At 71.9% G+C, this 24,932-nt stretch carries 28 protein-coding genes; 18 read left to right on the forward strand and 10 right to left on the reverse strand.

The window, feature by feature from the left end:
• Positions 1-140: 140 nt before the first annotated feature.
• On the reverse strand, positions 141-974 hold the full coding sequence (locus ASG70_RS11180; RefSeq protein WP_056883848.1) for an alpha/beta fold hydrolase: 834 nt from the start codon (positions 972-974) through the stop codon (positions 141-143).
• 200 nt (positions 975-1,174) lie between these two features.
• On the opposite strand from ASG70_RS11180, the gene ASG70_RS11185 reads away from it, so the two are divergent.
• The 9 genes from ASG70_RS11185 to ASG70_RS11225 are packed head-to-tail and all read left to right on the forward strand — an operon-like array spanning position 1,175 to position 7,773.
• The gene (locus tag ASG70_RS11185) at positions 1,175-1,576 is read left to right on the forward strand and encodes a 2Fe-2S iron-sulfur cluster-binding protein (protein ID WP_056883849.1); all 402 of its coding nucleotides are present in this window, start codon (positions 1,175-1,177) and stop codon (positions 1,574-1,576) included.
• Positions 1,564-2,478: a catechol 2,3-dioxygenase gene (locus tag ASG70_RS11190; protein ID WP_056883850.1), complete on the forward strand. Its 915-nt coding sequence runs from the start codon at positions 1,564-1,566 to the stop codon at positions 2,476-2,478. The genes ASG70_RS11185 and ASG70_RS11190 overlap by 13 nt, the downstream gene beginning before the upstream one ends.
• A gap of 19 nt (positions 2,479-2,497) precedes the next feature.
• Positions 2,498-3,007: a heme-binding protein gene (locus ASG70_RS11195; RefSeq protein WP_082590503.1), complete on the forward strand. Its 510-nt coding sequence runs from the start codon at positions 2,498-2,500 to the stop codon at positions 3,005-3,007.
• Positions 2,991-3,419 carry a hypothetical protein gene (locus ASG70_RS11200; RefSeq protein ID WP_156399943.1) on the forward strand — a complete coding sequence of 143 codons (429 nt, stop codon included), beginning with the start codon at positions 2,991-2,993 and terminating at the stop codon, positions 3,417-3,419. The genes ASG70_RS11195 and ASG70_RS11200 overlap by 17 nt, the downstream gene beginning before the upstream one ends.
• An 11-nt stretch (positions 3,420-3,430) precedes the next feature.
• Positions 3,431-4,468 (forward strand): phenol 2-monooxygenase, encoded by a 1,038-nt coding sequence (locus ASG70_RS11205; RefSeq protein WP_056883852.1) that lies wholly within the window; start codon positions 3,431-3,433, stop codon positions 4,466-4,468.
• 15 nt (positions 4,469-4,483) lie between these two features.
• Positions 4,484-4,777 carry an MmoB/DmpM family protein gene (locus ASG70_RS11210; RefSeq protein WP_056883853.1) on the forward strand — a complete coding sequence of 98 codons (294 nt, stop codon included), beginning with the start codon at positions 4,484-4,486 and terminating at the stop codon, positions 4,775-4,777.
• 15 nt (positions 4,778-4,792) lie between these two features.
• Positions 4,793-6,328, forward strand: coding sequence for a YHS domain-containing protein (locus ASG70_RS11215; protein ID WP_056883854.1), 1,536 nt, complete (start codon positions 4,793-4,795; stop codon positions 6,326-6,328).
• A 3-nt stretch (positions 6,329-6,331) separates the two neighbouring features.
• Positions 6,332-6,658, forward strand: coding sequence for a phenol hydroxylase subunit P4 (locus ASG70_RS11220; RefSeq protein ID WP_056883855.1), 327 nt, complete (start codon positions 6,332-6,334; stop codon positions 6,656-6,658).
• 23 nt (positions 6,659-6,681) lie between these two features.
• Positions 6,682-7,773, forward strand: coding sequence for an NADH:ubiquinone reductase (Na(+)-transporting) subunit F (locus ASG70_RS11225; protein ID WP_056883856.1), 1,092 nt, complete (start codon positions 6,682-6,684; stop codon positions 7,771-7,773).
• Here ASG70_RS11225 and ASG70_RS11230 read toward each other — a convergent pair.
• Positions 7,770-8,543, reverse strand: coding sequence for an IclR family transcriptional regulator (locus ASG70_RS11230; RefSeq protein ID WP_056883857.1), 774 nt, complete (start codon positions 8,541-8,543; stop codon positions 7,770-7,772). The two genes, ASG70_RS11225 and ASG70_RS11230, sit on opposite strands and share 4 nt — an antisense overlap.
• Before the next feature lie 67 nt (positions 8,544-8,610).
• Here ASG70_RS11230 and ASG70_RS11235 point away from each other — a divergent pair, with 67 nt between their 5' ends.
• From ASG70_RS11235 to ASG70_RS11265, 7 genes are all read left to right on the forward strand, one after another.
• On the forward strand, positions 8,611-9,414 hold the full coding sequence (locus ASG70_RS11235) for an IclR family transcriptional regulator (protein WP_082590504.1): 804 nt from the start codon (positions 8,611-8,613) through the stop codon (positions 9,412-9,414).
• 123 nt (positions 9,415-9,537) lie between these two features.
• Positions 9,538-10,320 (forward strand): 2-keto-4-pentenoate hydratase, encoded by a 783-nt coding sequence (locus ASG70_RS11240; protein WP_056883858.1) that lies wholly within the window; start codon positions 9,538-9,540, stop codon positions 10,318-10,320.
• Between the two features lie 36 nt (positions 10,321-10,356).
• Entirely contained in the window at positions 10,357-11,385 is a 1,029-nt protein-coding gene (locus ASG70_RS11245; RefSeq protein ID WP_056883859.1) for an acetaldehyde dehydrogenase (acetylating), read from the forward strand.
• 5 nt (positions 11,386-11,390) lie between these two features.
• A complete protein-coding gene (dmpG, locus tag ASG70_RS11250) occupies positions 11,391-12,539 on the forward strand; it encodes a 4-hydroxy-2-oxovalerate aldolase (protein WP_082590505.1) in 1,149 nt (382 codons plus the stop codon).
• A complete protein-coding gene (locus ASG70_RS11255) occupies positions 12,539-13,354 on the forward strand; it encodes a 2-keto-4-pentenoate hydratase (RefSeq protein ID WP_056883860.1) in 816 nt (271 codons plus the stop codon). The genes dmpG and ASG70_RS11255 overlap by 1 nt, the downstream gene beginning before the upstream one ends.
• Positions 13,355-13,359: 5 nt before the next feature.
• Entirely contained in the window at positions 13,360-13,596 is a 237-nt protein-coding gene (locus ASG70_RS11260; RefSeq protein WP_056883861.1) for a 2-hydroxymuconate tautomerase, read from the forward strand.
• On the forward strand, positions 13,593-15,038 hold the full coding sequence (locus tag ASG70_RS11265; RefSeq protein ID WP_056883862.1) for an aldehyde dehydrogenase: 1,446 nt from the start codon (positions 13,593-13,595) through the stop codon (positions 15,036-15,038). The genes ASG70_RS11260 and ASG70_RS11265 overlap by 4 nt, the downstream gene beginning before the upstream one ends.
• 69 nt (positions 15,039-15,107) lie before the next feature.
• On the opposite strand, the gene ASG70_RS11270 is transcribed toward ASG70_RS11265, so the two are convergent.
• Genes ASG70_RS11270 through ASG70_RS11280 form a run of 3 tightly spaced genes read right to left on the reverse strand, consistent with a single transcriptional unit; the run spans position 15,108 to position 17,396 of the window.
• Positions 15,108-16,283: a luciferase family protein gene (locus ASG70_RS11270; RefSeq protein ID WP_056883863.1), complete on the reverse strand. Its 1,176-nt coding sequence runs from the start codon at positions 16,281-16,283 to the stop codon at positions 15,108-15,110.
• Positions 16,280-16,789: a VOC family protein gene (locus ASG70_RS11275; protein ID WP_056883864.1), complete on the reverse strand. Its 510-nt coding sequence runs from the start codon at positions 16,787-16,789 to the stop codon at positions 16,280-16,282. Before ASG70_RS11275 ends, ASG70_RS11270 begins: the two co-directional genes overlap by 4 nt.
• A 34-nt stretch (positions 16,790-16,823) precedes the next feature.
• Entirely contained in the window at positions 16,824-17,396 is a 573-nt protein-coding gene (locus ASG70_RS11280) for an NADPH-dependent F420 reductase (RefSeq protein ID WP_056883865.1), read from the reverse strand.
• Between the two features lie 95 nt (positions 17,397-17,491).
• Between ASG70_RS11280 and ASG70_RS11285 the strand changes: the two genes are divergently transcribed.
• A complete protein-coding gene (locus ASG70_RS11285; protein ID WP_056884169.1) occupies positions 17,492-17,995 on the forward strand; it encodes a MarR family winged helix-turn-helix transcriptional regulator in 504 nt (167 codons plus the stop codon).
• Positions 17,996-18,139: 144 nt separating this feature from the next.
• Positions 18,140-18,946 (forward strand): hypothetical protein, encoded by an 807-nt coding sequence (locus ASG70_RS11290; RefSeq protein ID WP_056883866.1) that lies wholly within the window; start codon positions 18,140-18,142, stop codon positions 18,944-18,946.
• Positions 18,947-19,028: 82 nt separating this feature from the next.
• On the opposite strand, the gene ASG70_RS11295 is transcribed toward ASG70_RS11290, so the two are convergent.
• From ASG70_RS11295 to ASG70_RS11315, 5 genes are all read right to left on the reverse strand, one after another.
• A complete protein-coding gene (locus tag ASG70_RS11295) occupies positions 19,029-19,640 on the reverse strand; it encodes a hypothetical protein (RefSeq protein ID WP_056884170.1) in 612 nt (203 codons plus the stop codon).
• 174 nt (positions 19,641-19,814) lie between these two features.
• Positions 19,815-20,684 carry a GNAT family N-acetyltransferase gene (locus ASG70_RS11300; RefSeq protein ID WP_082590506.1) on the reverse strand — a complete coding sequence of 290 codons (870 nt, stop codon included), beginning with the start codon at positions 20,682-20,684 and terminating at the stop codon, positions 19,815-19,817.
• Positions 20,681-21,349: a DUF2306 domain-containing protein gene (locus ASG70_RS11305; RefSeq protein ID WP_056883867.1), complete on the reverse strand. Its 669-nt coding sequence runs from the start codon at positions 21,347-21,349 to the stop codon at positions 20,681-20,683. Before ASG70_RS11305 ends, ASG70_RS11300 begins: the two co-directional genes overlap by 4 nt.
• Positions 21,346-22,038, reverse strand: a complete 693-nt coding sequence (locus tag ASG70_RS11310; RefSeq protein WP_056883868.1) for a hypothetical protein — start codon at positions 22,036-22,038, stop codon at positions 21,346-21,348. Before ASG70_RS11310 ends, ASG70_RS11305 begins: the two co-directional genes overlap by 4 nt.
• A 145-nt stretch (positions 22,039-22,183) precedes the next feature.
• A complete protein-coding gene (locus tag ASG70_RS11315; RefSeq protein WP_056883869.1) occupies positions 22,184-24,883 on the reverse strand; it encodes a LuxR C-terminal-related transcriptional regulator in 2,700 nt (899 codons plus the stop codon).
• Positions 24,884-24,932 lie beyond the last annotated feature (49 nt).

The following is a 24,932-nucleotide window of genomic DNA, read 5'->3' on the forward strand; positions in this document are numbered from 1 at the left end:
AGCCGTCCGCGACGGCGTCCCCCGACCGCACCGGGCCGCTGCGCCCAGCGGATGGGGGCTGCGTCCAGCGGATCGTGCCGTGGCGTGGACGCGGCTAGCGTCCGCAGCCTCGACGGCGAGAGGAGGTCAGCGTGGGCGCATCAGCCCAGGAAGTCGCCCACCAGGCGCGTGAACTCCTCGGCGTGCTCGATCTGCACCCAGTGGCCGCAGCGGCCGAAGACGTGCAGCTGGGCGTCGTCGATGAGCTCGAGCAGCCGCAGCGAGTTCGACAGGGGGATCACCTGGTCGTCCCGGCCGTGCACGACGAGGGTGGGCACCGCGATCGAGCGAATGAGGTCCTCGTCGACGGTCATGGCGTCGACGCTGTGCTGGCGCGGCGCGGGGAACATCGAGCTGAAAGCCTCCTGGACCCCGGGCCGGGTGGCGGCCTCCAGGCGCGAGCGGGCCAGGTCGTCGGTCAGCAGCGACCGGTCGTGGGCGAACACACCCATGAGGTCGCGCATGGCCTCCAGGGACGGCTCGAAACCCCACACTGCGTCCAGCCCCGGGGTGATCTCGAACGGCACACCGACACTCCCCATGAGCACCAGCCTGTCGACGCGCTCCGGTGCCCGGGTGGCCATGCTCAGGGCGAGCGCACCCCCGAAGCTGTTGCCCACCAACGAGACCCGCTCGAGGCCGAGGGCGTCGAGGAAGCCGAGCAGGTGGTCGGTCCAGGCCTGCATGCCGTACGCGACGCCGTCGGGGCGCTCGGTGTAGCCGAAGCCGAGGACGTCCGGGGCGAGGACCCGGTGCTGCCTGGCCAGCTCGGGCAGCGTGAGGCGCCAGTTCGCCCAGGCGGTCACCCCGGGCCCGGAGCCGTGGATGAGGACGACCGGCGAGCCCTCGCCGACGTCGTGGTAGTTGGTCGCGATGCCGTCGACGTCGACGGTCAGGGCGATCTCGGGGCTGGTCCGGGTGGTCACGGCGCTCACGGTGTCTCCTCCAGGGCGGGTCGCGGTCGGCGGGCGAGGTTCGGTCGGCACGCGGGGTTCGCGACCAGTGAGCCACGACCTCGCGCCGGACGGCCGGCGCGTTCCGGCGTGAGGAACGACGGTGGTCGCAGCCGTGGACCGGCGCGACTCTCGTTGACGAGCGGCACCCGCCTCTCACCACTGAACGCAAGGGAGCGGCAGTGCCGACCGTGACGATCCACCCCACGGGCGAGGTGATCTACCTCCAGCCCGGCCAGACGGTGCTCAGCGGCCTCTACCAGGCGGGGTTCGCCTACACCGTGGGGTGCCGCCGCGGAGGGTGCGCGATCTGCAAGGTCGACTGCCGGGCGGGCGACTTCACCTACTGCCGTCCCGTGGCCGACACCGTCATCTCCGACGCCGAGCAGGCAGACGGCACCTGCCTGACCTGCCGAGCCGTCCCCGAGGGCGACATCACCATCGAGCTGCGCGGCGAGGACGTCCGTCTCGTCAACCGGTTCCTCCACCAGATCAACGACAAGGCCCGGCAGCGCGCCGAGGCGCACGCCGCCGCGAACAGCGCGGCCGGCACCCCCGAGAAGGAGCAGTCATGGGAGTCATGAGGTTGGGCTACGCCCACATCCGCGTCACGGACCTGGCCGAGGCCAAGGACCACTACGCCAACACGATGGGCCTGTACGAGACCCACGCCGAGGGCAACAAGGTCTACTACAAGGCCTGGGACGAGTGGGACCACCACTCGGTCGTCCTCGAGGAGGGCGGCGTCGGCGTCGTCAAGTACGGCTGGAAGGTCCAGCACTCCACCGACCTCGACGACATCGAGGCGAAGGCGACCGCGTTCGGTGTCACGGTCGACCGGATGAGCAAGGGCGACAACCCGGAGATCGGTGACGGCATCCGGTTCACGACCCCCTCGGACCACGTCTTCGAGGTCTACCACGAGGCCACCCTGGTGGGCACCGAGGTCGGCGTGCACAACCCCGACGCGTTCCCCCGCCACCTGGTGGGCGTGGGCGTGCCTGCCCTGGACCACTCGCTCATCACCGCCGAGGACCCGGGCCAGATGGACCGCTTTCTCTCGGAGGTGTTCGGGTTCTACGCGACCGAGCGGGTGCAGACCAGCCTCGACGACGACGCCGACATCATCGCCACGTGGATGACGAGCAGCAACCAGATCCACCAGCTCGCGGTCCTCTCCGGACCGCAGGGCAAGCTGCACCACTTCGCGTTTCGCCTGAACGACTGGAACGAGGTCGGCCGTGCCGCCGACCTGTTCTCGATGGATGACGTCCCGATCGACGTCGGCCCGACCCGCCACGGCATCACGCGCGGGCAGACCGTCTACTTCTTCGACCCCTCGGGCAACCGCAACGAGGTCTTCTCCGGCGGCTACCTCGCCTACCCGGACCGGCCGACGAACGTGTGGACCCCCGAGGCACTCGGCAAGGGTGTGTTCTACCACTCGCGCGAGCTCAACGACGCCTTCACGTCGGTCCTGACCTGACGAGCCGGGGAGCCGAACCATGTTGCTGCGCAACGAGCTCACCCTCACCTACGACGGTGCGCGCCTCGCTCTCGACGCCGCGGTGCGCCGGGCCCAGGCCCTGGGCGTCGCGGTGAACGTGGCCGTCGCCGACACGGGTGGTGGGCTGCTGGCCTTTGCCCGGATGGACGGGGCGTTCGCCGTGTCCGGGGCCATCGCCCAGGACAAGGCGTGGACCGTGGCCGGCTTCGGCGGGGTCGCCACCGACGACTTCTACGACGCCATCGCGGGTGAGGACCCCGTCCGCGAGGGCATCGGCCAGCGCGGGCGGGTCGCGGCCTTCGGCGGGGGGGTCCCGATCGTGCTCGGCGGGGGTGCCGTCGGTGCCGTCGGCGTCTCGGGCGGGTCCGCCGCCCAGGACAAGGACATCGCCTCCACCGGCGCCGCTGCGGTGGTCGCCGGCGTCACCGGGGTGAGCCCCACCTTCTTCTGCCACCGCGACGTCACCGAGAGGACGCACCATGACCCCGTTCATGCAGCGAGTAGCTGAGCTCGTCGGCACCCCCGAGGACGACCTCGTGGCCCTGGGCGCGATGTCGCCCCCACCGGTGACCCGGCTCAGCCGGCGCATCGCCACGGGCACCGGCGCCGACCGGCAGGTGATGATCCGCTCGCTCGCCGAGCAGCTCGTCAGCGAGGCCAACGCGGTCCTCGGCGCGGCCGACGACCGGCTGGAGCTCGTCGACGAGACCCTGCCGACCGAGCTCGCCTTCCGGGTCGTCCACCGCGGCCGCGCGGCCCGCGTCTCGACGACGTTCGAGGACGGCACGGCGTACGGCCGGCTGGTCGGCGACGGCATCGAGTCCGAGGAGCCCGTCGAGCTCGAGGACGCCGACGCCCTGCCCGACCTGCTGGTCCGCCTGCTCGTCGAGTCGGGTGTCACCCACCACCACGTCGCCTGAGGAGGCACGCCATGCAGTATGAGCTCCGCACGCAGGTCATCGAACCGCAACGCAAGACCTTCACCCACCTGGTGAAGCGCTACGGCGACCGCCCCGCCTCCCGCTACGAGGAGGGGACGATCGACGTCCAGGCCAAGGAGAACTTCCACTACCGACCGCTGTGGGACCCGCAGCACGAGCTCTACGACGAGACGCTCAGTGCCTTCCGGCTCACCGACCCGTACTCGTTCACCGACCCACGGCAGTACTACTACGCGCCGTACGTCAGCTCGCGGGCCGCCATGGCGGAGGCGATGGCGGCGACGCTGGACTACCTCGACTCCCGCGACCTGCTGTCGCGGCTCCCCGAGGGGTGGGCCACGCTCGTCGGCGAGCTGCTCGTGCCGTTGCGGCACTACGAGTCGGGCGCGCAGATGGTGTGCAGCGACGTCACGCGTTTCGGGTTCGGCACGACGATCACCCAGTGCGCCGGCTACGCCGCGTTCGACCGCATCGGCAACGCCCAGTCGTTGAGCCGCCTGGGCATCGCCCTGGGCGGTGGGACGGCAGAGCTGCTCACCCAGGCGAAGACCCGGTGGGTCGAGGACGCACCACTGCAGGGCCTGCGCCGCTTCGTCGAGGAGCTCTTCCTCGAGAAGGACTGGGGCCGTGCGCTCGTCCGACTCGACGTCACCGACCGCCTCGTCTACGCGCTCTTCCACGGCCACCTCGACGACGCCGCCATCGAGTCCGGGGCCGGGGCGTACAGCCTCGTGGCTCAGCACTTCGCCACGTGGTTCAAGGACCAGCGCAAGTGGCTCGACGGCCTCTACAAGGCGTGGGCTGCGGACCCGTCGACCGGGTCGGCCAACGCCGCCCTGCTCGCGAGCACCACGACCGAGGCCCTCGAGGAGGCGCTGCGCGCTGTCCGCCCGGTCGCCCTGCGCGTCGACGAGCTCGTCGCCTCCGGTGCGGTCGCCGCGCTCGAGGCCACCGCCGACGGCATCCGCGAAGCCGTCCGCGCCGCCGGCCCCGACACGGCCGCGGCCCCCGCGGCCCCCACGGCCTGACCAGGAGGAGACGACATGACTGCCACACCCGCCGCCACCCGCACCGTGGGCGTCGACATCCAGGAGAGCGAGGCGAACCGCTCCGTCGTCGAGGCCATCGAGGCGACGAACGACGGCTGCACCGTCAAGCACATGCCCGGCCTCGTCCGGATCTCCGCCCCGGGCCGACTGGTCGTCACCCGGGAGGCGGTCGAGGAGCGCCTCGGCCGCGAGTGGGAGACGCACGAGTTCCAGCTGGCCATCGTCAGCTACTTCGGGCACATCAAGGAATGGGATGACGACGAGATCGTCATCGCCTGGGACCACTGAGAAAGGTTGCGAGACATGACCATCGCCCCCAAGGGCCCCCGCAAGCTGACCATGAAGCAGCGCTACGAGGCGCTGACCCGGGACCTCGACTGGGAGCCGAGCTACGTCGACAAGCGCGACGTGTTCCCCCACACCGAGTTCGAGGGCATCAAGATCCACGACTGGGGCAAGTGGGAGGACCCCTTCCGCCTCACCGTCGACGCCTACGCGAAGTACCAGGCCGAGAAGGACAAGCGCCTCTACGCCGTGCTCGACGGGTTCGCCCAGAGCCAGGGGCACCTCAGCCTCACCGACGCGTCGTACCTCAACGCGATGAAGGTGTTCCTCCAGGGCGTCACGCCGCTGGAGTACACGGCGCACCGGAACTTCGCCTACCTGGCCCGGCACCTCAACGGCCCGGGACCGCGCTTCGCCGCCCTCTGCCAGTCGATCGACGAGCTGCGCCACACGCAGACCGAGATCCACACGCTCAGCAACTACAACAAGTACTACGGCGGCTTCCACAACTACCTCGAGCAGCACGACCGGGTCTGGTACCTCTCGGTGCCGAAGTCGTTCTTCGACGACGCGCTGTCCGCCGGGCCGTTCGAGTTCCTCATCGCCATCGGGTTCTCCTTCGAGTACCTCCTGACCAACCTGCTGTTCGTGCCGTTCATGTCAGGCGCGTCGTTCAACGGCGACCTGCCGACGATGACCTTCGGCTTCTCGGCGCAGTCCGACGAGTCGCGCCACATGACCCTCGGGCTCGAGGCGATCAAGTTCATCCTCGAGCAGGACGAGGGCAACGTCCCGATCGTCCAGGCGTGGATCGACAAGTGGTTCTGGCGCGGGTACCGCGTCACGGCGCTGGTCGCGCAGATGCTCGACTACATGTTGCCGCGCAAGGTGATGAGCTGGAAGGAGTCCTTCGAGCTGTACTTCGAGGAGCAGATGCTCGGGGGCCTGTTCGCCGACCTCGCCTTCTACGGCATCACGCCGCCGAAGCACGTCGACGACGCCATCGCCGAGAAGGAGACCCTGTCACACCAGGTGTACTGGACCCTCTACCAGTTCTCGCACGCGGCGGCCTTCACGACCTCGGTCCCCGACGCCGAGCACCAGCAGTGGCTGCGGGACAACTACCCCGACACCTTCGAGCAGCTCTACCAGCCGCTGTGGGCCAAGGAGGAGAAGAACATCGAGGCCGGTGGCCGGCACTTCTGGCGCGGCCTGCCCCAGCTCTGCCAGGTCTGCCAGGTGCCGATGCTCTTCACCGAGCCGGGCGACCCGACGACGATCTGCCAGCGCGAGTCGGTGTACGACGGCGAGACGTTCCAGACCTGCTCGAACGGCTGCCAGTGGATCTTCGAGCGCGAGCCGGAGAAGTACGTCCAGGCGTGGCTGCCCGTGCACCAGATCTACCAGGGGAGCTGCGGCGGGCCGACCCTGCCGGACGTCCTGCAGTGGTACGGCCTCGAGGAGGGTGACAGCGGCGAGTACAAGGGCTCCGTCGACGAGAAGAACTGGAACACCTGGCACGACGACCACGCACCGACCGGAACGGAGGGCTGAAGGATGACCGTCAAGAGCATCGGCGCGTACGAGTTCCCGTCGCGCTCACGCCAGGAGCTGTACGGGGACGACCAGCTCGTCCACGTGTGGTTCACCGACACCCTGTGGTTCGCCGCCGCTGCCTGCTTCCGGGCGCCGAGGGCGATGACCTGGGCCGACTTCTGGAACGGCGTCGTGGTCCCCTTCGCCGAGGAGGACCCCGACTTCGACGCGGCCGCACCGCGGGTGTGGACCCTGCACGGCGCGCAGTTCCAGCCGCGCGACGACCAGACGCTCGCCGAGCTGGGCGTGGGGCACAAGGACGTCATCGGCACGCGTGTGGCGGCCTGAAGCGGACCACCCGGAGGAGAGACATGGACACCCACACCATCACCGTCGAGCCCCTCGGCCGCGAGGTCGAGTGCCGCGAGGACCAGACGATCCTCGACGCCTGCCTGCGCAGCGGGGTCTGGCTCCCGCACAGCTGCACCCACGGCACCTGCGCGACCTGCAAGGCCGAGGTGCTCGACGGTGAGGTGGACCACGGGGCGGCCAGCTCGTTCGCGCTGATGGACTACGAGCGCGACGAGGGCAAGGTCCTCCCGTGCGTCGCCTGCCCGCGGTCGGACGTCGTGATCGAGGCCGACGTCGACGTCGACGACTCCGTGGAGGTCTTCCCGGTCGAGGACTACACGGGCACCGTCGTCGAGCTCGAGGAGATCGCGCTCCAGACGCGACGGCTCGTCATCGAGCTCGACCGTGAGATCGGTTTCAACGCAGGGCAGTACCTCAAGTTCCAGGTGCCGGCGCGGGACGGGATGCCGGCGGTGGACCGCACCTGGTCCATCGCCTCGCCACCCAGCGAGTCGCGGAGGCTGGAGTTCCACATCCGCAACGTCGAGGGCGGCCGGGGGACCGACGGCTGGGTCTTCGGCGGCCTCATGGTGGGCGACCGCGTCTCGGTGTCGGGACCCTACGGCCGCTTCGTGCTCCGCACGGGGGACGACCGGCACGCCATCCTGGTGGGTGGCGGGACAGGGCTCGCGCCCTTGAAGTCGATGCTGCGCCACGCGCTCGAGGACGACGCGTACGAGGGGCGGCTGACCCTGTACCAGGGAGCCCGCACGCGGGAGTGGCTCTACGACGTGGAGTACTTCCGTGGGCTCGCCGCGCGGTACCCCGACCGGTTCACCTACCGGCCGTGCCTCTCTGACGAGGCTCCCGAGGACTGCGGCGCCGACGCCGCTGACTACGGCTTCGGCCTCGTCACCGACGTGATCGCCGCCGACCACGCCAGCCTCAGCGGGAGCGCCGGCTACCTGTGCGGCCCACCGCCGATGGTCGACGCGGCCCTGAAGACCCTCATGGGCAGACGGCTCTTCCCGCGGGACATCCACCGGGAGGACTTCTTCAACGAGGGCGACAAGGCGACGGGGGGTGTGCGGTCGCCGCTCATCAAGCGCTAGAGGCCCGAGGCGCGCAGGGTCCGGCTGAGGGTGAAGGCGGCGGTCCGCACGGCGGGCCCGAGGGTGACCGGGTCGATCGACCCGGTCACGCCGGTCACCGACAGCCCTGCGCGGATCTTGTGGTCGGCGCCGAAGACCGGTGCCGCCACGCAGGAGATGCCCAGGTGCGACTCCTCGAGGTCGAGCGCCATCCCCACCGAGCGGATCTTGCGCAGCTCACGGGTGAGGCCTCCGGGCGTCGCGATGGTCCGCGGCGTCATCCGGGGGAGCCCGGCGTCCACCCGGGCGCGGACCGTGGCGGCAGGGCTGTAGGCCAGCAGGACCTTGCCGACACCGGTGGCGTGCGCCGGCAACCGGCCACCGGTGCGGGAGGCGATGTCGTGCCGCCCCGTGCCGAGGATCTCGACGTAGACGACGTCCACCCCGTCGAGGACCGCGAGGTGGATGCGCTGGCGGGTGGCTTCACGCAGGTCCTCCATCACCGGGAGGGCCGCGTCGGACAGCGACCGGTGCACCGGGACGAGCTCGCCCCGTTCGAAGAACCACATGCCGAGCCGGTAGCCGTCCACCGTGGCGTCGTCTGGGCGCTCGAGGACGCGCAGCGACACCAGCTCGCTCGCGATGCGGTGCACGGTCGACTTCGGCAGTCCCGTACGGCGCGCGAGGTCGGCGAGCCCCAGGACGGGGTGGCTGTCGTCGAACGCCTCGAGGACCGCGGTCGCGCGGGAGAGGAGGCTGACCGGCGGACCGTTCCGCTCAGTGGAACGCATTCGTTGATCGAAGCACGCGGCGGCAGGCATTGTCAGCCCATCACCGGAAGGGCAAAGGAGCCAGGCCATGACAACCCTCGCGCAGGAGCAGGTGTGGTGCTCCAGCACCCCGAAGCGGAGCCACGGCGACGACACGGCAGGGGTCAAGTCGGTCGGCAGCGCCCTCGACGTGCTCGAGTGCTTCGCCACGGACGGCGAGCTGGGGGTCTCCGACATCGCACGACGGCTCGGGGTCGCGAAGTCCACGGCCCACCGGTTGCTCCAGACGCTGACGAGCCGCGGGTTCGTCGAGCAGCGCCCGGACACCGGCCTGTACCGCCTGGGCATCCACCTCTACGAGCTGGGCGAGCTGGCCCTGGCCCGCAACGCCCTTCGCCACCACGCCCTCCCGCACCTGCGCCAGGTCGTCGCAACCACCGGCCTCACGACGAACCTGTCGGTCAGCGACGGCCCGGACATCGTCTTCATCGAGCGCATCGAGAACAGTGACGGCGTGCGGATGCTCGGCAACTTCGGGCGCCGGCTGCCCGCGCACACCACGAGCAGCGGCAAGGCGATCGCGGCCTTCGACCCCGCAGCCGACCTGGCGCGCCGTCGTGCCGGCTTCCCGCCCCGCGTGAGCCGGACCGTCCGGACTGAGGCGGACTGGGTGCGCTGTCTCGAGGGCGTGCGACGGGTCGGCTTCGCCTCGTCGACGAGCGAGTCGTTCGACGGTGCGTCCTCGGTGGCGGTGCCCGTCGTCGTCCACCGGCGCGCCGTCGCCGCCATCTCGGTGTTCGGGCCCACCGAGGTCATCGCCCCCCGCGTCGACCGCCTGGTGCCGGTGCTCACCGCCGCCGCCCGGCGGATCTCCCTCGCCCACGCAGGCTGACCAGCGGGTCCCGTTCCCGGGAGCGGAACGGGGGCGGCGCGCGGGGCCGCGGGTCCGTACCGTCGACAGTGTCGGCGGGACGAGCCGCCCGACCGCAGCACCGCACCGAGGAAGGTCAGCCACGTGGACGATCTCACCCGCGCCGCCGCCGCCGAGCAGCTCCTCGCTGCCTACGCCACGCGCACGCCCGTCGAGCCGCTGACGGCCACGTACGAGGACATGACCCTCGAGGACGCCTACGCCATCCAGCTGCTGCAGGTCGAGCGCCGTCGGGACGAGGGCCGGGTCGTCCGGGGTCACAAGGTGGGCCTGACGAGCGTCGCGATGCAGAAGCTCCTCGGGGTGACCGAGCCCGACTACGGCCACCTGCTCGACGACTTCTTCCACCTCGAGCACGCTCCGGTCCCGGTCAGCTCCTTCCTCCAGCCACGGGTGGAGCCGGAGGTCGCCTTCGTCCTCAAGCGACCGCTCAAGGGCCCGGGCGTCACGGTCCACGAGGCGTTGCGGGCTGTCGACTTCGTCCTGCCCGCCCTGGAGATCGTCGACAGCCGCATCCGCGACTGGAGGATCGGGCTCCTGGACACCATCGCCGACAACGCGAGCAGCGGGGCGGTCGTCCTGGGCTCGACACCGACCGACGTGGGCGCGGTCGACCTGCGCCTCGCCGGCGCGACCTTCCACCGCAACGGCCAGGTCGTGGGCACCGGCGCCGGTGGCGCCGTCCTCGGCTCGCCCGTCAACTCCCTCGTCTGGCTCGCCAACACCGTCGGAGCCCGCGGGATCACGCTCGAGGAGGGCGACGTCGTCCTGCCGGGTGCCGTGTGCGCCATGGTGCCGGTCGCCGCCGGCGACACCTTCACCGCGACGTTCGCCGGGCTCGGCAGCGTCACCGCCCGATTCGCCTGACCCACACCCAGAACCCCCGATCAACCGAGGAGCGACATGTCCACCCCGACGTCCACCCCGACCCGGACCACGGGCACCGCCGCCATCGTCGGCCCGGGCAACATCGGCACCGACCTGATGTTCAAGCTCCTGCGGCGCAGCGACGTGCTCGAGCCGCGCTACATGGTCGGGGTCGACCCGGCCTCAGACGGCCTCAGGCGCGCCCGATCGGTCGGACTCCGGGCGAGCCACGAGGGCGTCGACTGGCTGCTGGCCCAGGACGACCTGCCCGACGTCGTCTTCGAGTGCACGTCCGCGAAGGCCCACGAGGCCAACGCTCCCCGGTACGCGGAGGCCGGCATCCTCGCCGTCGACCTCACGCCCGCTGCCGTCGGGCCGTACCTCTGCCCGCCGGTCAACCTCGACTTCAACCTCGACGCGATGAACGTCAACATGATCACCTGCGGGGGACAGGCCACGACCCCGATGGTCAAGGCGGTCTCCTCCGTCGTGTCCGTGCCCTACGCGGAGATCGTCGCGTCGATCTCCAGCCGGTCGGCCGGTCCGGGGACGCGTGCCAACATCGACGAGTTCACCGAGACCACGTCCGAGGCGCTCCAGGTGGTCGGCGGTGCCGAGCGAGGCAAGGCCATCATCATCCTCAACCCCGTCGAGCCGCCCCTCATGATGCGCAACTCGGTCTTCTGCGCCATACCCGCGGAGGCGGGGGAGCCCGGCGCGCTGCAGGACCGCATCCTCGAGTCCATCCACGAGATGGTCGCCCGGGTGCAGGACTACGTGCCCGGCTACCACCTCCGCGCCGACCCGCAGTTCGACCCGGCCCGCGACCTGTGGCGGGGTATGGCGCAGGTGTTCGTCCCCATCGAGGTCAAGGGACGCGGCGACTACCTGCCCGACTACGCCGGCAACCTCGACATCATCACGGCGGCCGCAGCCCGCGTGGGCGACATCATGGTCGCCCACCGCCTGGGGGTCGCCTCCACCTGGAAGTCCTCGAGCGAGCTCGGCGACGTCCCCGACCCGCTGGTCGGCGCAGGCGCCGGCGCACAGCAGGCAGGAGCCTGATCCCCATGGGAGACATGACCATCCGCCCCGAGGACGCGCCCGTCGTCACGAGCGAGGTGACCGAGTCCGAGGTCCTCGCCCACACCCCCAGCGGTGGCGGTCAGCGTGACCTGCGCATCACCGACTCGACCCTGCGCGACGGCTCCCACGCCATGCAGCACCAGTTCACCGAGGAGCAGGTGCGTGGCGTCGTGCACGCCCTCGACCGCGCCGGCGTGGAGGTCATCGAGGTCTCGCACGGTGACGGGCTCGGGGGCTCGAGCTTCAACTACGGCTTCTCCGCGGTCGACGAGATGAAGCTGATCGCCGCGGCCGTCGACGAGGCCACCCGGGCGAAGATCGCGGTGCTGATGCTCCCGGGGCTGGGTACGGTGCACCACCTCAAGCAGGCGCACGCGGCCGGGGCCTCGGTCGCCCGGATCGCCACGCACTGCACCGAGGCCGACGTCTCGGTCCAGCACTTCGGCGCGGCCCGGGCCCTCGGCATGGAGACGGTCGGCTTCCTCATGCTGAGCCACAAGGCCACGCCCGAGAAGCTCGCCCAGCAGGCGCGGACCATGGTCGATGCCGGTGCCCAGTGCGTCTACGTCGTCGACTCCGCGGGCGCCCTCGTGCTCTCGGACGCGCAGCAGCGGATCGCCGCCGTCATCGACGAGATCGGCGCCGAGGCGCAGGTGGGCTTCCACGGCCACCAGAACCTCAGCCTCGGCATCGCCAACTCCGTCCTCGCCCACCAGGCAGGGGCCCTGCAGATCGACGGGGCGCTGTGCGCGCTCGGCGCCGGCGCGGGCAACAGCCCCACGGAGGTGCTGGCGGCGACGTTCGAGCGCCTCGGGGTCCGCACCGGCATCGATCTGGGGGAGGTGCTCTCGGCGGCCGAGGACGTCGTCCGGCCGTTCATCCCGCGCCTGCCGTGGATGGACCGGGCGTCCATCACCCAGGGCTACGCGGGGGTCTACAGCTCGTTCCTGCTGCACGCCGAGCGTGCCGCCGAGCGGTACGACGTGCCGGCGCACGCCATCCTGCAGAAGGTGGGGGAGCACGGGTACGTCGGCGGCCAGGAGGACATGATCATCGACATCGCCCTCCAGCTCGCCGAGGAGCGGGCCCAGCTCGTCGAGCTCGGGGACCTCGCCGGGGCGGGGGTCCGCTGATGTCCGCGCAGCCCGGCACCGCACCGGCAGGCGGCTGGGACGTCGACTCCGTCGCCGCCGAGCTCCTGCGGTGCGAGGACGAGCGTCGCAAGCGGCCCCCCTTCACCGACGAGTGGCCGGGGCTCGACCTCGACACCGGCTACGAGGTCCAGGACCTGAACCTCGCCAAGCGGCTCGCGCGCGGGGAGAAGCTCGTGGGCGTCAAGCTCGGCCTGACCAGCCGCGCCAAGCAGCAGCGGATGGGGGTCCACTTCCCGTTCGTGGCCTGGCTCACCGACGCGATGGTGCTTCCGGTCGGCGACCCGGTCCCGCAGTCGCGCCTGATCCACCCGCGGATAGAGCCCGAGATCGTCTTCGTCATGGGGGAGCGCCTCGAGGGCCCCGGCGTCACCTGCGCGCAGGCCATGTCCGCGGTCGAGTCGGTGTGGGGCGGCGCCGAGGTCATCGACAGCCGCTACCAGGACTTCCGGTTCACCGCCGGTGACGTCGCCGCCGACAACGCCTCGTCGGGGGCCTTCGTCACGGGACCGGTCGGGCTGCCCCCGGCCGAGCTGGACCTCGCCCTGGAGGCCGTCCTCGTCGAGGTCGGCGGCGTGGTCGTCGACTCGGCCACGGGTGCGGCCGTGCAGGGACACCCCGGGGAGGCGCTCGCCCTCGCCGCCAACGACCTCGCCCGACGGGGCCACGCCATCGAGGCGGGGTGGATCGTCCTCACCGGCGGCATGACCGATGCGGTCTTCGCGCCACCCGGGTCGAGCACCGCGTGCCACTTCACCCACCTCGGGTCGGTCTTCCTCAACGGTGGGGAGGGCTGAGGACCGTGCCACTCGTCGAGGTGACCATGGTGGAGGGCCGCACGCCCGAGCAGGTGCGCGCCCTCGTCTCCGCACTGACCCGGGCCGTCGTCGAGACCGTCGACGCGCCCCTCGAGAACGTCAGGGTCGTCGTCCGCGAGGTGCCGGCGACCCACTGGGCGGCAGGCGACGTCACCATCGCCGAGCGCCGTGCCGCCTCGGCCCATGACACCTCACCGGACCTCGGGAAGGAGGCGCCATGAGTGACATCCAGTTCTTCGGCCACATCATCGACGGCGAGGAGGTGGAGTCCCTCGACGGGGCTCGCTTCGACGTCTGGAACCCGTGGACTCAGGAGGTCTTCGCGCAGGCGGCGGAGGCGGGTGCCGCCGACGCGGCACGCGCGGTGGAGAGCTCGCGCCGGGCGTTCGAGGAGGGCCCGTGGCCGCGGATGGGCCGCGCCGAGCGCGCCGCCGCGATCCACCGGCTCGCCGACCTGATGGAGGAGCGCGCCGACGACCTGGCGCGCCTCGACTCCACCAACATGGGCAAGCCGTTCGCCCAGGCGAAGCACGACGTCGGTCGGTCCGTGTGGAACTTCCGCTTCTTCGCCGACCACCAGCGCGACCACGTCGGGGAGGTGTACCCGATGGACTCGGGCCACCACTCGTACAGCGAGTTCGGCCCCGCGGGTGTCGTGGCAGCCATCTCGCCGTGGAACTTCCCGCTCATGATGGCCACGTGGAAGATCGCCCCCGCGATCGCCTGGGGCAACACCTGCATCATCAAGCCGAGCGAGGACACCCCCGCGTCGGTCACGCTGTTGGGTCGCCTCGCCATCGAGGCAGGCTTCCCCCCGGGCGTCCTCAACGTCCTCAACGGCCACGGCGCGCCTGCTGGTGCAGCACTCACCGCCGACGAGCGCGTCGACCGGGTGACCTTCACGGGGTCGTCGACCACCGGCAAGGCGGTCATGGCCTCCGCCGCGACCCACCTCGCGCCGGTCTCGCTGGAGCTCGGCGGGAAGGGCGCGAACCTCGTCTTCGACGACGCCGACCTCGACAACGCCGTGCACTGGGCCGTGGAGGCGATCTTCCGCAACTCCGGCCAGATCTGCCTCGCGGGGTCGCGGCTGTTCGTGCAGTCCGGTGTGCACGACGAGTTCATGGACCGCTTCAGGGCAGCAGCCGAGGCCCTCGTCATCGGCGATCCCTTCGACCCCGCCACGAGGTTCTCGGTCCTCGCCAGCAGGCGCCACTTCGAGAAGGTGCGCGGCTACGTCGAGTCCGTGGAGGAGCAGGGCGGCAAGGTCCTCACCGGCGGGGTCGACGAGGACGGCGCCTGGCTCGTGCGGCCGACCATCGTCACCGACCTGCCGCTGACGGCCCCTCAGTACTGCGAGGAGATCTTCGGCCCGGTGTGCGTGGTCAACCGCTTCGAGACCGAGGACGACGTCGTCGCCCTGGCCAACGACACGCGTTACGGCCTCAACGCGATGGTCTTCACCGAGAACCTGTCCCGGGCGCACCGCGTCTCGTCGAGGCTTCGGGCCGGCACGGTCTGGGTCAACTGCTTCTTCATCCGCGACCTGCGCACGCCCTTCGGCGGCGTCGGTGACTCGGGGGTCGGGCGCGAGGGGGGCAACTTCTCGCGCGAGTTCTTCACCGAGCCCAAGGCCGTCGTCATGCAGATCGACCGCGGCTGAGAGCCCTCGACCGCACACACGCGAAGACCCCCTCCGGAACCCGGAGGGGGTCTTCGCGTGTGTCCGCGGTCAGGCCGTCCTGCTCCCGGAGGCGAAGGAGTGGGCCTCGGTGACGACCGCGGTCACGGTCTCGAGCTCGTCCTCGGTCCGGGGGCCGAACAGCATGACGAACCCGGCCGCCAGGCGGGTGCCCGCCCACGGGTGCGGGACGCCCCAGCCGTGGGCGACGAGGTCCGCGGCGTACGCCGCCGGGAGGGCCAGGTGGAGCGAGCCGTCGTGGGCCGGGTGGAGGTGGGCGAACTCGCGCACGCCCGGTACGAGGTAGCACTCGTCGGGACCGGCGCCGCCCGGCAGGGTGAAGGCGCGCGCGCCGGGGACGGAGATATGCGACGGGCCGCCCTGCACGCCGGTGAGGGCGCTGACGCGCTCGAAGAGCCTCTCCTGCAACGGTTGCGGGGCGTTCTGCGACTGTTGCTGCTGCGGGATGTCCCAGTGGACCTCGGGCGACGGGCCGGCCCGGTGGGGGAGCCGGCCGCCCTCGATGCTGTGCCAGACCACGTCCCGCTGCGGACCCACCGGAGCGGCTCCCTCGACGGAGACGTGGGTGAGGCGTTCGGCGGCCCACGCCGCCAGCCGGCGCACGGTGGCCTGCGTGAGTCCGTGGCCGCTGGCGTCGCGTCGTCCGACGGTGGGTGCCCCGGACTCGGTGTGCAGCCAGGCCCAGGTGCGGTCGAGGAGCTCGCGCGGGATGACGTGGTCGGACTCGCCCTGGGCCACGAACACCGGCAGGTTGGCCAGCCGGCTGCGGTCGAGCGGGACGCCGGCGTCGAAGGGCAGCGTGCCGTAGAGGATCGCGGCGCCCGCGAACCGCGACGGGTCCGCGAGCACGAGCCCGCCGGCGAAGGCGGCGCCGCCGCTGAAGCCGATGAGCACGACGGGTCGGCCGGCGGGGGCGACCGAGTCCAGCCACGCCCGGAACCAGGCCATGGTGGCCTCGAGGGAGGAGGCCACGGGACGGCCGATGCCGCGGTTGGCGAACCACGCGAACCCGCCACCCTCCGCGATCGGCGCCCGCACGGCGGCGTACTCGACGCCCTGCGGCAGGTGGGAGGCGAGTCCGAGGATCTCCTGCTCGGTGGACCCACGTCCGTGGAGCAGGACGACCAGGGGAGCATTCGGGTCACCGGCGCCGTGGGTCGCGACGACCGGGGCGGCGAAGGTGGCCGTGCCCGTGGCGGTGGTCATCGTGCGTCCAGCGGTACGAGCTCGGCGGCGGTGCGGACACCCGACCAGCGCGTCGTCTCGGCGGCGAGGTCGAGTCGCTCGACCGGTGCGGAGTGCTCGAACTCGCCCCACGACTCGCGCGGCAGCATCCACATGACCTCGAACTCGTTGCCGTCGGGGTCCTGGCCGTAGATGCTCTTGGTGGCGCCGTGGCTCGACTCGCCCCCGAGGGCGCCGAGGCGCAGCAGGGTGCTGCGGGCCTCGACCAGCTCGTCGATGGTGTCGACCTGCCAGGCGAGGTGGTAGAGCCCGAGGGCGCCTCGCGGGCGTGGCGGCTGGGCGCCGACCCCGAAGAGGCCGAGGTCGTGGTGGTTGGCCGAGCGGGGCAGTCGCAGGAACGCGGCCTGGGCACGGGGCTCCTGCGCCACGACCTCCATCCCGAAGGCCTGCTGGTAGAACTCCAGGCTGCGGTCGAGGTCGCTGACGAAGAGCACGGCGTGGTTGAGGCGCACGGCGTTGACGGTCATGGTGCGGAATCCGTTCTGCTGATGGGGATCTGGGTCAGGCGATGACGCCGAAGCCGCCGGTCCACGAGATCTTCTCGCCGGCGGCGAGGGTGATCTGGAGGAAGCCGAGGGCCTCGAGCTCCCGGGCTCGGCGCAGGGACCCGGCATCGATGGCCTTGAGACCGCCGGCCGCGACGATGCCGGCCAGGGTGGTCTTCGCGTCGGCGTCGTCGCCGGCGATGAGGACGGTCGTGGTGAGGGCACCGACGGTCCCGGCGGCCAGGGTGCCCGCGAAGTTGGTGTTGAACGCCTTGAGGACGCGGGACTCGGGGAGCGCAGCGGCCAGCTCGGCGGCAGCGGAGCCGTCGGCGGCGACGGTGAGGGAGTCGAACGTCGCGAAGTCGACCGGGTTGGTGATGTCGACGACGATCCGGCCCGCGAGCTCGGCACCACGGCTGGCGACGATGTCGGCGAGGGCCGGGTAGGGGACGGCCAGGACCACCACGTCGCCGAGACGGGCGTCGGCGTCGTCCTTGCCGATGAGGGTGACGGTGTGGCCGCCGCGGCCGGCGACGGCAGCGATCGCCTGGCCCATGTTGCCGGTTCCGATGATCGAGATGTGCGCCATGGTGTGCCTCCGAGTGGTGAGTGCTTGGTTGTTGATACAAGTAACACCGTACACCCAAAAGTTGTTCCTTCAACCAATGTCCTATGCTGTGGAGCATGAGCACGAGATGGTTGGACCCCGAGGAGCGCGCGGCGTGGCTGCGGTTCGCCGCCGTGATGGAGCTCCTGCCCGGGGCCCTCGACGCCCAGCTGCGCCGCGACGCCGGGCTCAGCCACTTCGACTACTTCGTCCTGGCGATGCTGTCCGAGGCGCCGGAGCACACGTTGCGGATGACCGCGCTGGCACAGAAGACCAACGCCACGCTGCCCCGGCTGTCGCACGTGGTGAACAAGCTCGAGGGCCGCGGCCTCGTCGAGCGGTTCCCGTGCCCCGAGGACGGCCGCGCCACCAACGCGCGCCTGACCGACCGTGGCTGGGACCTCGTCGTCGAGACCGCCCCGGGGCACGTCGAGACCGTGCGGCACCTCGTCCTCGACGGACTCTCCCGCACGCAGGTGCGCCAGCTGGCACGGATCAGTGATGCCATGCTCGCGCGCCTCGACCCCGAGGGCCGGATGCAGGCCCTGATCAACCCCGACGCCTCGCCCTCGGTGGACTGAGCTCGGCCCCTCAAGAGGGCGCCTGCGGAGGGCGCGTGCCTGCGTGGCCCCTCACCCGTTCGGGTCAGGTCGTCCGGATCGCCGCGCGCGTCGGTGCGCGCGGCGGCTACGTTGCGGGCGACCCGGATCGACGCAGGAGGACGTGTGCAGCGGTTCACCGTGACCTTCGACCAGACCGGCGTCGGGGCGTCCCCCTCCCAGGCGACGGTCGGCGACCCCGACGCCTTCGTCCTCGAGATGCCCCGTGGCAGCGCGGCAGTCGGGGTCGTGGTCCCCCTCCTGGGCGCCGCCTTCGGCGCCTTCGTCGCCGTCGTCGCCCTCGTCCACCTGTCCGTCGTCGGCTTCCTCATCGGCGGCCCGGTAGCCGGTGGAGCAGGGCTTGCGGCACGGCAGGGCCTGCGCGCAGCGTCGGTCCCGTTGCTGGCAGCCGGACCTGGCGGCCTCTACCTCAGCGGCCTCGGCCTGGCGCCCGGCGACCAGCGCGCCCAGGTCCTTCCCTGGGCGCAGCTGCGTCGCCTGGTGGTGTGCTGTGCGCTGGAGCCGTCGGCTCAGGTGGGCCGGCCCGCCTTCGGGCAGCCGGCGCTGGCCGTGGTGACGGTGGACCCGGCGCCGGGCACCGCTGCGCCCGGGGCCGCACAGCTGCCGCAGGTCCAGGGCATGGTCCCCTACGAGCCGGGCGCCGTGGACGTGTCGTCGGTGGACCCGGTTGCCCTGGCCGAGCTGCGGAAGTCGCGCCCCGACCTGTCGGCGATGCTCGAGCGCGACCGCACCGGGAGCGCGTCGCCCAGGTTGCCCTACCAGTCCCTGGCCAACGGGCTCGATGCAGCGCAGCGCGCCGCGCTCACGGAGGCGGTCCACCGGTACGCCCCGCACGTGCAGGTCGTGGACGGCCCGGACCTCGACACCCGCGGCCCGACGGTCTGGCTCGGGCCCCCCGCCGGTACCCACTGACCGAGCCCGGCTCCGTACGGGGCACAGCGAAGCCCCCGACGGGGGGTCGGGGGCTTGCTGTGTCCGCGGGTGCTGGCCTGTGTCAACCGACAGCGGGAGCAGGAGCGGCGGCACGGCCGGCTCCGATGCGGACCTCCTCCTCGACCGGCACGGTGCGACGGTGCCAGATCCCGAGGAAGCTGAGCAGGAACATCAGGCCCGAGCCGATGAAGGCTGCGATCGCGCCCCACCAGGCGATGACGCCCATGGTGCCGAAGGCGTACGCGTTGAGGAGCAGCCCGCGAAGGGTGTTGCCCATGAACAGGGTCTGGCGCAGCTGGCCGAGCTCGGCAACGGCGGCGGGGTCGGCGGTCTTGTCCTGCGACATCGCGATGAACTGGCCGCTGACCTCTTCGTAGGTCTTGCCACCGCTGGCCTTGTTCATGTGGACGAGGATGTAGTGGTCGGCGTACGCCTTGGCCTGCGCGCCGGTGGTCAGCTCCTGGCCGGCGTACTGCGACAGGTAGGGCTTGATCGCCGGGTCCTCGATCGCCTTGCCGGACGGCATCGTGATCTTCTGGTCGGCGAGCTGGCTGTGCACGTTGTCCGTCACGAAGTTGTTGGCCCAGGTCAGCAGTCCGCCTGCGACCAGGAGGACCGTGGCCACGATGAAGCCGGCGGCCGTGAGGAGGGTGTCGAGGGTTCTGCGTCGCATGGTTCTCATCTCCCGCTGTTCGGGGTTCGCGGCCCCGGTGGTGTTGCCCTGGTTGGGCATTCCCAGCATCGAGCCCGCGCGCACCTGCGTGGTGGGACCATCGTCCCCACCGCGCTGTGGTCAGTGTCACAGCGGCCCGCGCATGCGGACCCGGTGGTCGGCACCCGCCTCCGATCAGCGGAATTCGTTGCGGCGCAACGGGGTTCGTATCGCGGGCGCCCACTCGGGTGCCGTGAGGGCGTACCCGTAGGTGTCCAGCCACCGGCCGGTCCGGTGCAGGGCGTCGGCCCGGGCATGCAGCTCGCGCCGGAGTCCCACCCTGTCCATGAGGCGCCAGGAGGGCTCGTTGTCGGCGAAGCAGGTGGCGACCACCCGGTGGAGGCGCAGGTCCTCGAAGGACACGCGCAGCAGCTCTCGCACGGCCTCGGTGGCGTAGCCCCGCCCGCTGTGGGCAGGGTCGAGGACCCAGGCAAGCTCTGCCTGCAGCCCCCGGCCGTGCGGTGCGGCCTCCGCCTGCGTCCAGGCGTCCTCGACGCGGAGCATGAGGTCGCCGACGACCCGGTCGCCATGCTCGATGACGAGGGTCGTGGCGAGGCGCTGCGGGTCCGCGAAGGTCCTGCGGTACCGAGCGGGGTCCGACGGCAGCTCGGTCAGCCAGCGCCCGACCTCCTCCCGGCGCCGGAAGGCGAACGTCGCGTCGGCATCTGCGCGAACCGCTCGCCGGATGGTGAGGCGGTCCGTGGCGCGCGGCCAGGCCACACGGCCCAGAGGGTCGGGTGGGGCGGTGGCTGCCGCGCCGCGGCTCTCGACGGAGAGAGTGCCGCGGCTCTCGACGGAGCGAGTGCCGGGGCTGTCGACCGAGAGGAGGGGCGCGGCCAGGTCCCTGAGGCCGTTGAGGACACCATGGAGCTGCGACTGGTCGGCGATGGGTCCGGTCAGGGTGGTGGTGCCGTCCGGGTGGTGCCTGATGACGAGGCCCGCCAGCCGGGCTGACCAGTGGGCGTCGAGGTGCCCGTCGACGCGGACCTCGTAGGTGGGGCTCATGGCTGGGTCCCGAGGAGGGCCGGGGCCGGCGTGCGACGGCTGGTCTGGGCGGGGCTGCGCCGGATGGACCACTCGGCGATGGTGAGGTTGATGACCCAGGCCGCCCCTCGGGAGGCGTCGAGGGCCAGGGCGCCGTGGCCGAGGAGGGCTCCCCCCACCCCTTCGGTGAACGCCTGGGTCCCTGCCGCGAGGGCGATGGCATAGCTGCGCGTCATCCACGCGCGGTGCGCGGCGACGTCACCCCGCCGGATGGCGGCGACGCCGAGGGCGAGGCCGGTGACCATGGCGGGGGCGAACGCCAGCCGGAGCACGAACAGCAGCGGTCCTGAACCCGGCTGGGGCGGGAGGAACACGGCCAGCCAGAGTGCCGAGCCCGCCACCGCGGCACCGGCGACGACCGCGACCCGTCCTGCGCTGCGGTGCCAGCGGGGGTGTCGCCGGCGGACGGCGGGCGCGAACTGGACGGCGCCGAGGAGGGCGTACACGGCTGCGCCGCAGATGTGGACGACGACGGGCAGCGGGGAGGCGGTGAACCTCGCGTCGGCCGGGATCAGCTGTGGGCCACCGGCGAGCTCGACCAGCCTCGCCGTGCCTGCGAGGAGCGGTATGGCCGACAGTGCCACGAGTGCGACCGGGACGCGCCACCCCGGCTGCCGGCTCGTCATCGCACCGGCACCGCAGGCCGTGCCGGCGCCGTACGGGTGGTGCTGGCCGGGTGGGCGGCTGCACCGCGCTGGTCGCGCCACAGGGACAGGCCGAGGCCGATCAGGGCGAGGCCGGTGGGGACGGCCAGGGGACGGTTGAAGGACTGGGGGAGGAAGGCGAGGGCGGCGGTGGCGACGTTGCCCACGGCGAGGAGCGCGGCGGCCCAGCGGTTGAGGACGCCGGCACGGAAGGTCGCGACACCGAACAGCAGGCCGCCGAGCACGTAGAAGGCGCCGGTGACGGCGAAGACGGTGGTGAGGGCGCCGATGTCGCCGCCGGCGCTGCCCTTGAAGGCGGCCGCGATGACGTCGCCGGTCCAGGCCGGGTCGGTGCGGGCGGTGGTGGGGAGGGCGAACGCAGCCATGAAGGTGGCGGCGAACATCATCAGGAAGCCGGCGGAGAGGGCGAGGTACCCGACGAGGGCGACGATGCCTGCCTTGGCCTGCTGGCGCAGGTACATGCCGGTGAGGCCGACCAGGACGAGGGCGGACATGACGGTCTTGGCGGTGTTGCGGACGACCCAGTCGGCGGTCGTGGCCGACTCGACGGTCATGGCGGGGTGCTTCACCTGGACGGCGATGTAGATGGCTCCAGCGGCGGCGGCGGCGATGCCGGCGCCCTGGCCGAGACGGGCGGTCGAGACGTTCATGGCGGGTTCCTTCGGTCAGGTGGTCGGCGGTGGTGCCGACTGGTCCGAAGGTAGGAACAGCAGGGGTGAGGGCGAATCACCATCGGTGGTGACCCGGGTGGTGATCCGCGGACGGGCGGCGACCCGGATTCTGGTCCCCGGCTGGTCAGAGGTGGCCGAGCTCGCGGGCGCGTTCGACCGCGGCGCGGCGGGTGTTGACGTCGAGCTTGGTGAAGATGTGCTTGGTGTGCGTACGGAGCGTGTTCACCGACACGTAGAGCTCACGGGCGATGTCCGGCCCGGTGAGGGTCGTGGCGAGCAGGCGCAGGACGTCGAGCTCTCGTTCGCTCAGCGCGTCCGCGACGCCGGTGTCGGCGGTGGCCGCGCCCGGGAGGTACGTGGCGTGCCTCAGCGTGCGGGCGTGTGCGGCGGCTGCCGGGTGCCGTTCCGCCGCGGCCAGGAGCTGCTCGAGTGGCTCGCCCTCGTCGAGGAACAGCCGGACGAACCCGTGCGGGACACCCAGGTCGAGGGCCCTGGCGAGCTCGCCCAGTGCGGCTGCGTGCTGGCCGCGAGCATCGTGCAGGAGGGAGCGCAGCAGGTGGACCTCGACCACGGTGGCCCCCCGACCGCCCGCCCCGGCGCCCGCAGCGATGGCGGTGAGGCGCGACTCGGCCTCGCCGAGACGGTCGGCCGCGGCCCCGGGGTCGGGGTCGGCGCGCTGCTCGGCGATGAGCAGTCGGACGTACGTGAGCTGGTTGAACTCCTCCAGGTAGCCGCCCGCGACCTGCTGGTCGACACCGGCCGTGGTGGCCCACTCGCGGGCGTCGTCCAGGAGTCCTCGAGCGATGTGGAGGCGGGCCCGCTGCGCGGCGAGGGGGCGGATGTCGGGGAAGAAGCCGGGGACATACCGGTCAGCGGAGTGCTGCAGCAGGCGCAGGGCTGCGTCGAGGTCTCCCTGCGCGCGGTGCAGGCGAGCGGCGGTCATGGTCAGCCGGTACCGGTTCTCCAGCAGGGACGCGGTGTCACCGAGCGCCGAGGCGGCCCTCAGGTGCTCGCCGGCGAGGTCGAGGTGCCCCTGCTCGACCAGGACGTCCGCCAGGCCGACGTGGAGGTCGCCGAGGGTGGCGAGTGCGGCACCGGGGTGGTCCTGGGCGCCTGCGAGGGCGCGCTCGAACAGGCGTCGTGCCTCGTCCGGGCGCCCGCGGGCGACCCACATGCTGCCCAGCGGGACGGTGCCCCCGAACTCGTCGGCGACGTCCCCGGCCGCCGCGAGGCTGCGCACCGCCGTGGTGAACGTCGTCACCGCCTCACCGAGGTCTCCTTCGGCCCAGGCGGCCATCCCGAGGAACCCGGCCGCGCCACCCCGGGCCATGTGGTCGTCCGGGCCGGCCAGGTCCAGCGCGCGGTGGGCGTGCCGCTTCGAGGCGTCCGTGTCGCCCCGTGCCTGGGCGGCGGAGGCGCGGAAGATGGCGATCGTCGCCGGCAGGGTGCGCAGCTCCTCGCGCGTTGCCGCTGAGGCCTGCGGAGCCGGGACGGGCGGGTGTGCCTCGTAGGCACTCTCCGCGTCCGCCAACCAGGCGTCGACGCCGTCGAGGTCGCCCTCCACGAGGCGGGTCCACGCGCGGTACGTCGCCAGCAGGGCCCGGTCCCGGACGGCGTCGTCGGGCAGCGCGGTCAACCACTGGCGCAGCAGGCCGTCCCGACGTTCGCGCCGCAGGTCCGGCAACGCCCACTCGACGAGGCCAGCCGCGTGGGCCGGCTCGGCCGCAGCGAAGGCGTGGCGCACCGCGTCCAGCGGGCGGTCGCGCGCGGCGTACCAGACGCTCGCAGCGTGGTGGAGCAGTGGGACCCGGTCGGGGTGGTCGGAGAGGAGGCGGGCCCGGAGCGCTTCGACGAACAGGTGGTGGTACCGGTACCAGGTGCGTTGGTCGTCGAGCGGGACGACGAACAGGTTGCCCCGGTCCAGCGCCTCCAGGACGGCTCCGCCGTCGCTGCGGCCGGTCAGTGCGTCGGTGAGGGAGCCCGTGAGCTCGTGCAGGACGGAGGTGTCGAGGAGGAACCGGCGGACGTCGGCGGGCTGGTGCGCGAGCACCTCGTCGACGAGGTAGTCGAGGACGAAGCGGTTGGTCCCGGTGAAGTCGTGCACGAAGCCGGTGCTGTCCTGCACCCCTTGCAGTGAGAGGCCGGCGAGCTGGAGCCCGGCGACCCACCCCTCGGTCCGGTCGGCGAGCGCTCTGACGTCGGCCGGTGGGAGCTCCAGCCCCATGACCCGGTCGAGGAACGAGGAGGTCTCGTCCTGGGTGAACCGGAGGTCGGCGGCCCGCAGCTCGAGCAGCTCTCCTCGGGCCCGGAGGCGGGGGAGTGGCAGCATCGGGTCCGCCCGGGTGGCGATGGCGAGGGTCAGCTGCGGTGGCGCGTGCTCGAGCAGGAACGCCGTGACGGCCTGGGCCTCCGGCGACTCGACGACGTGGTAGTCGTCCAGGGCCAGGACCGTGCTGCCGGCGTGGAGGTCGAGGTCGTTGACGACGCTGGTCAGGACGGCCAGTGCGGGTGGGTCAGCGTCGTCGGCCATGAGGCGCGAGGCGTCCGGCAGGTCACGCACGGATGCCAGGGCGGCCACCACGTGCTCCAGGAGCCGGGCCGGGTCGTTGTCCGCCTCGTCGAGCGACACCCAGGCGACACGGCGGTCCGGGTCGTCCGAGTCGCGCAGCCACTGGGCGAGCAGCGTCGTCTTGCCGAACCCGGCGGGTGCGGAGACCAGCACGACCCGGGGCAGCGCGGTGGCGAGGCGGTCGGTGAGCCGACGGCGCGGGACCAGGTTCGGGCGCGCGACAGGCAGGCGCAGTTTCGTCCCGAGCACGGCCACTCGTTGAGTCTAGGAGCCGGGATGCGGCACCCGGTGCGGAGACTTACCT

The sequence above is a fragment of the Phycicoccus sp. Soil748 genome, assembly GCF_001428025.1.
Lineage (GTDB): Bacteria > Actinomycetota > Actinomycetes > Actinomycetales > Dermatophilaceae > Pedococcus.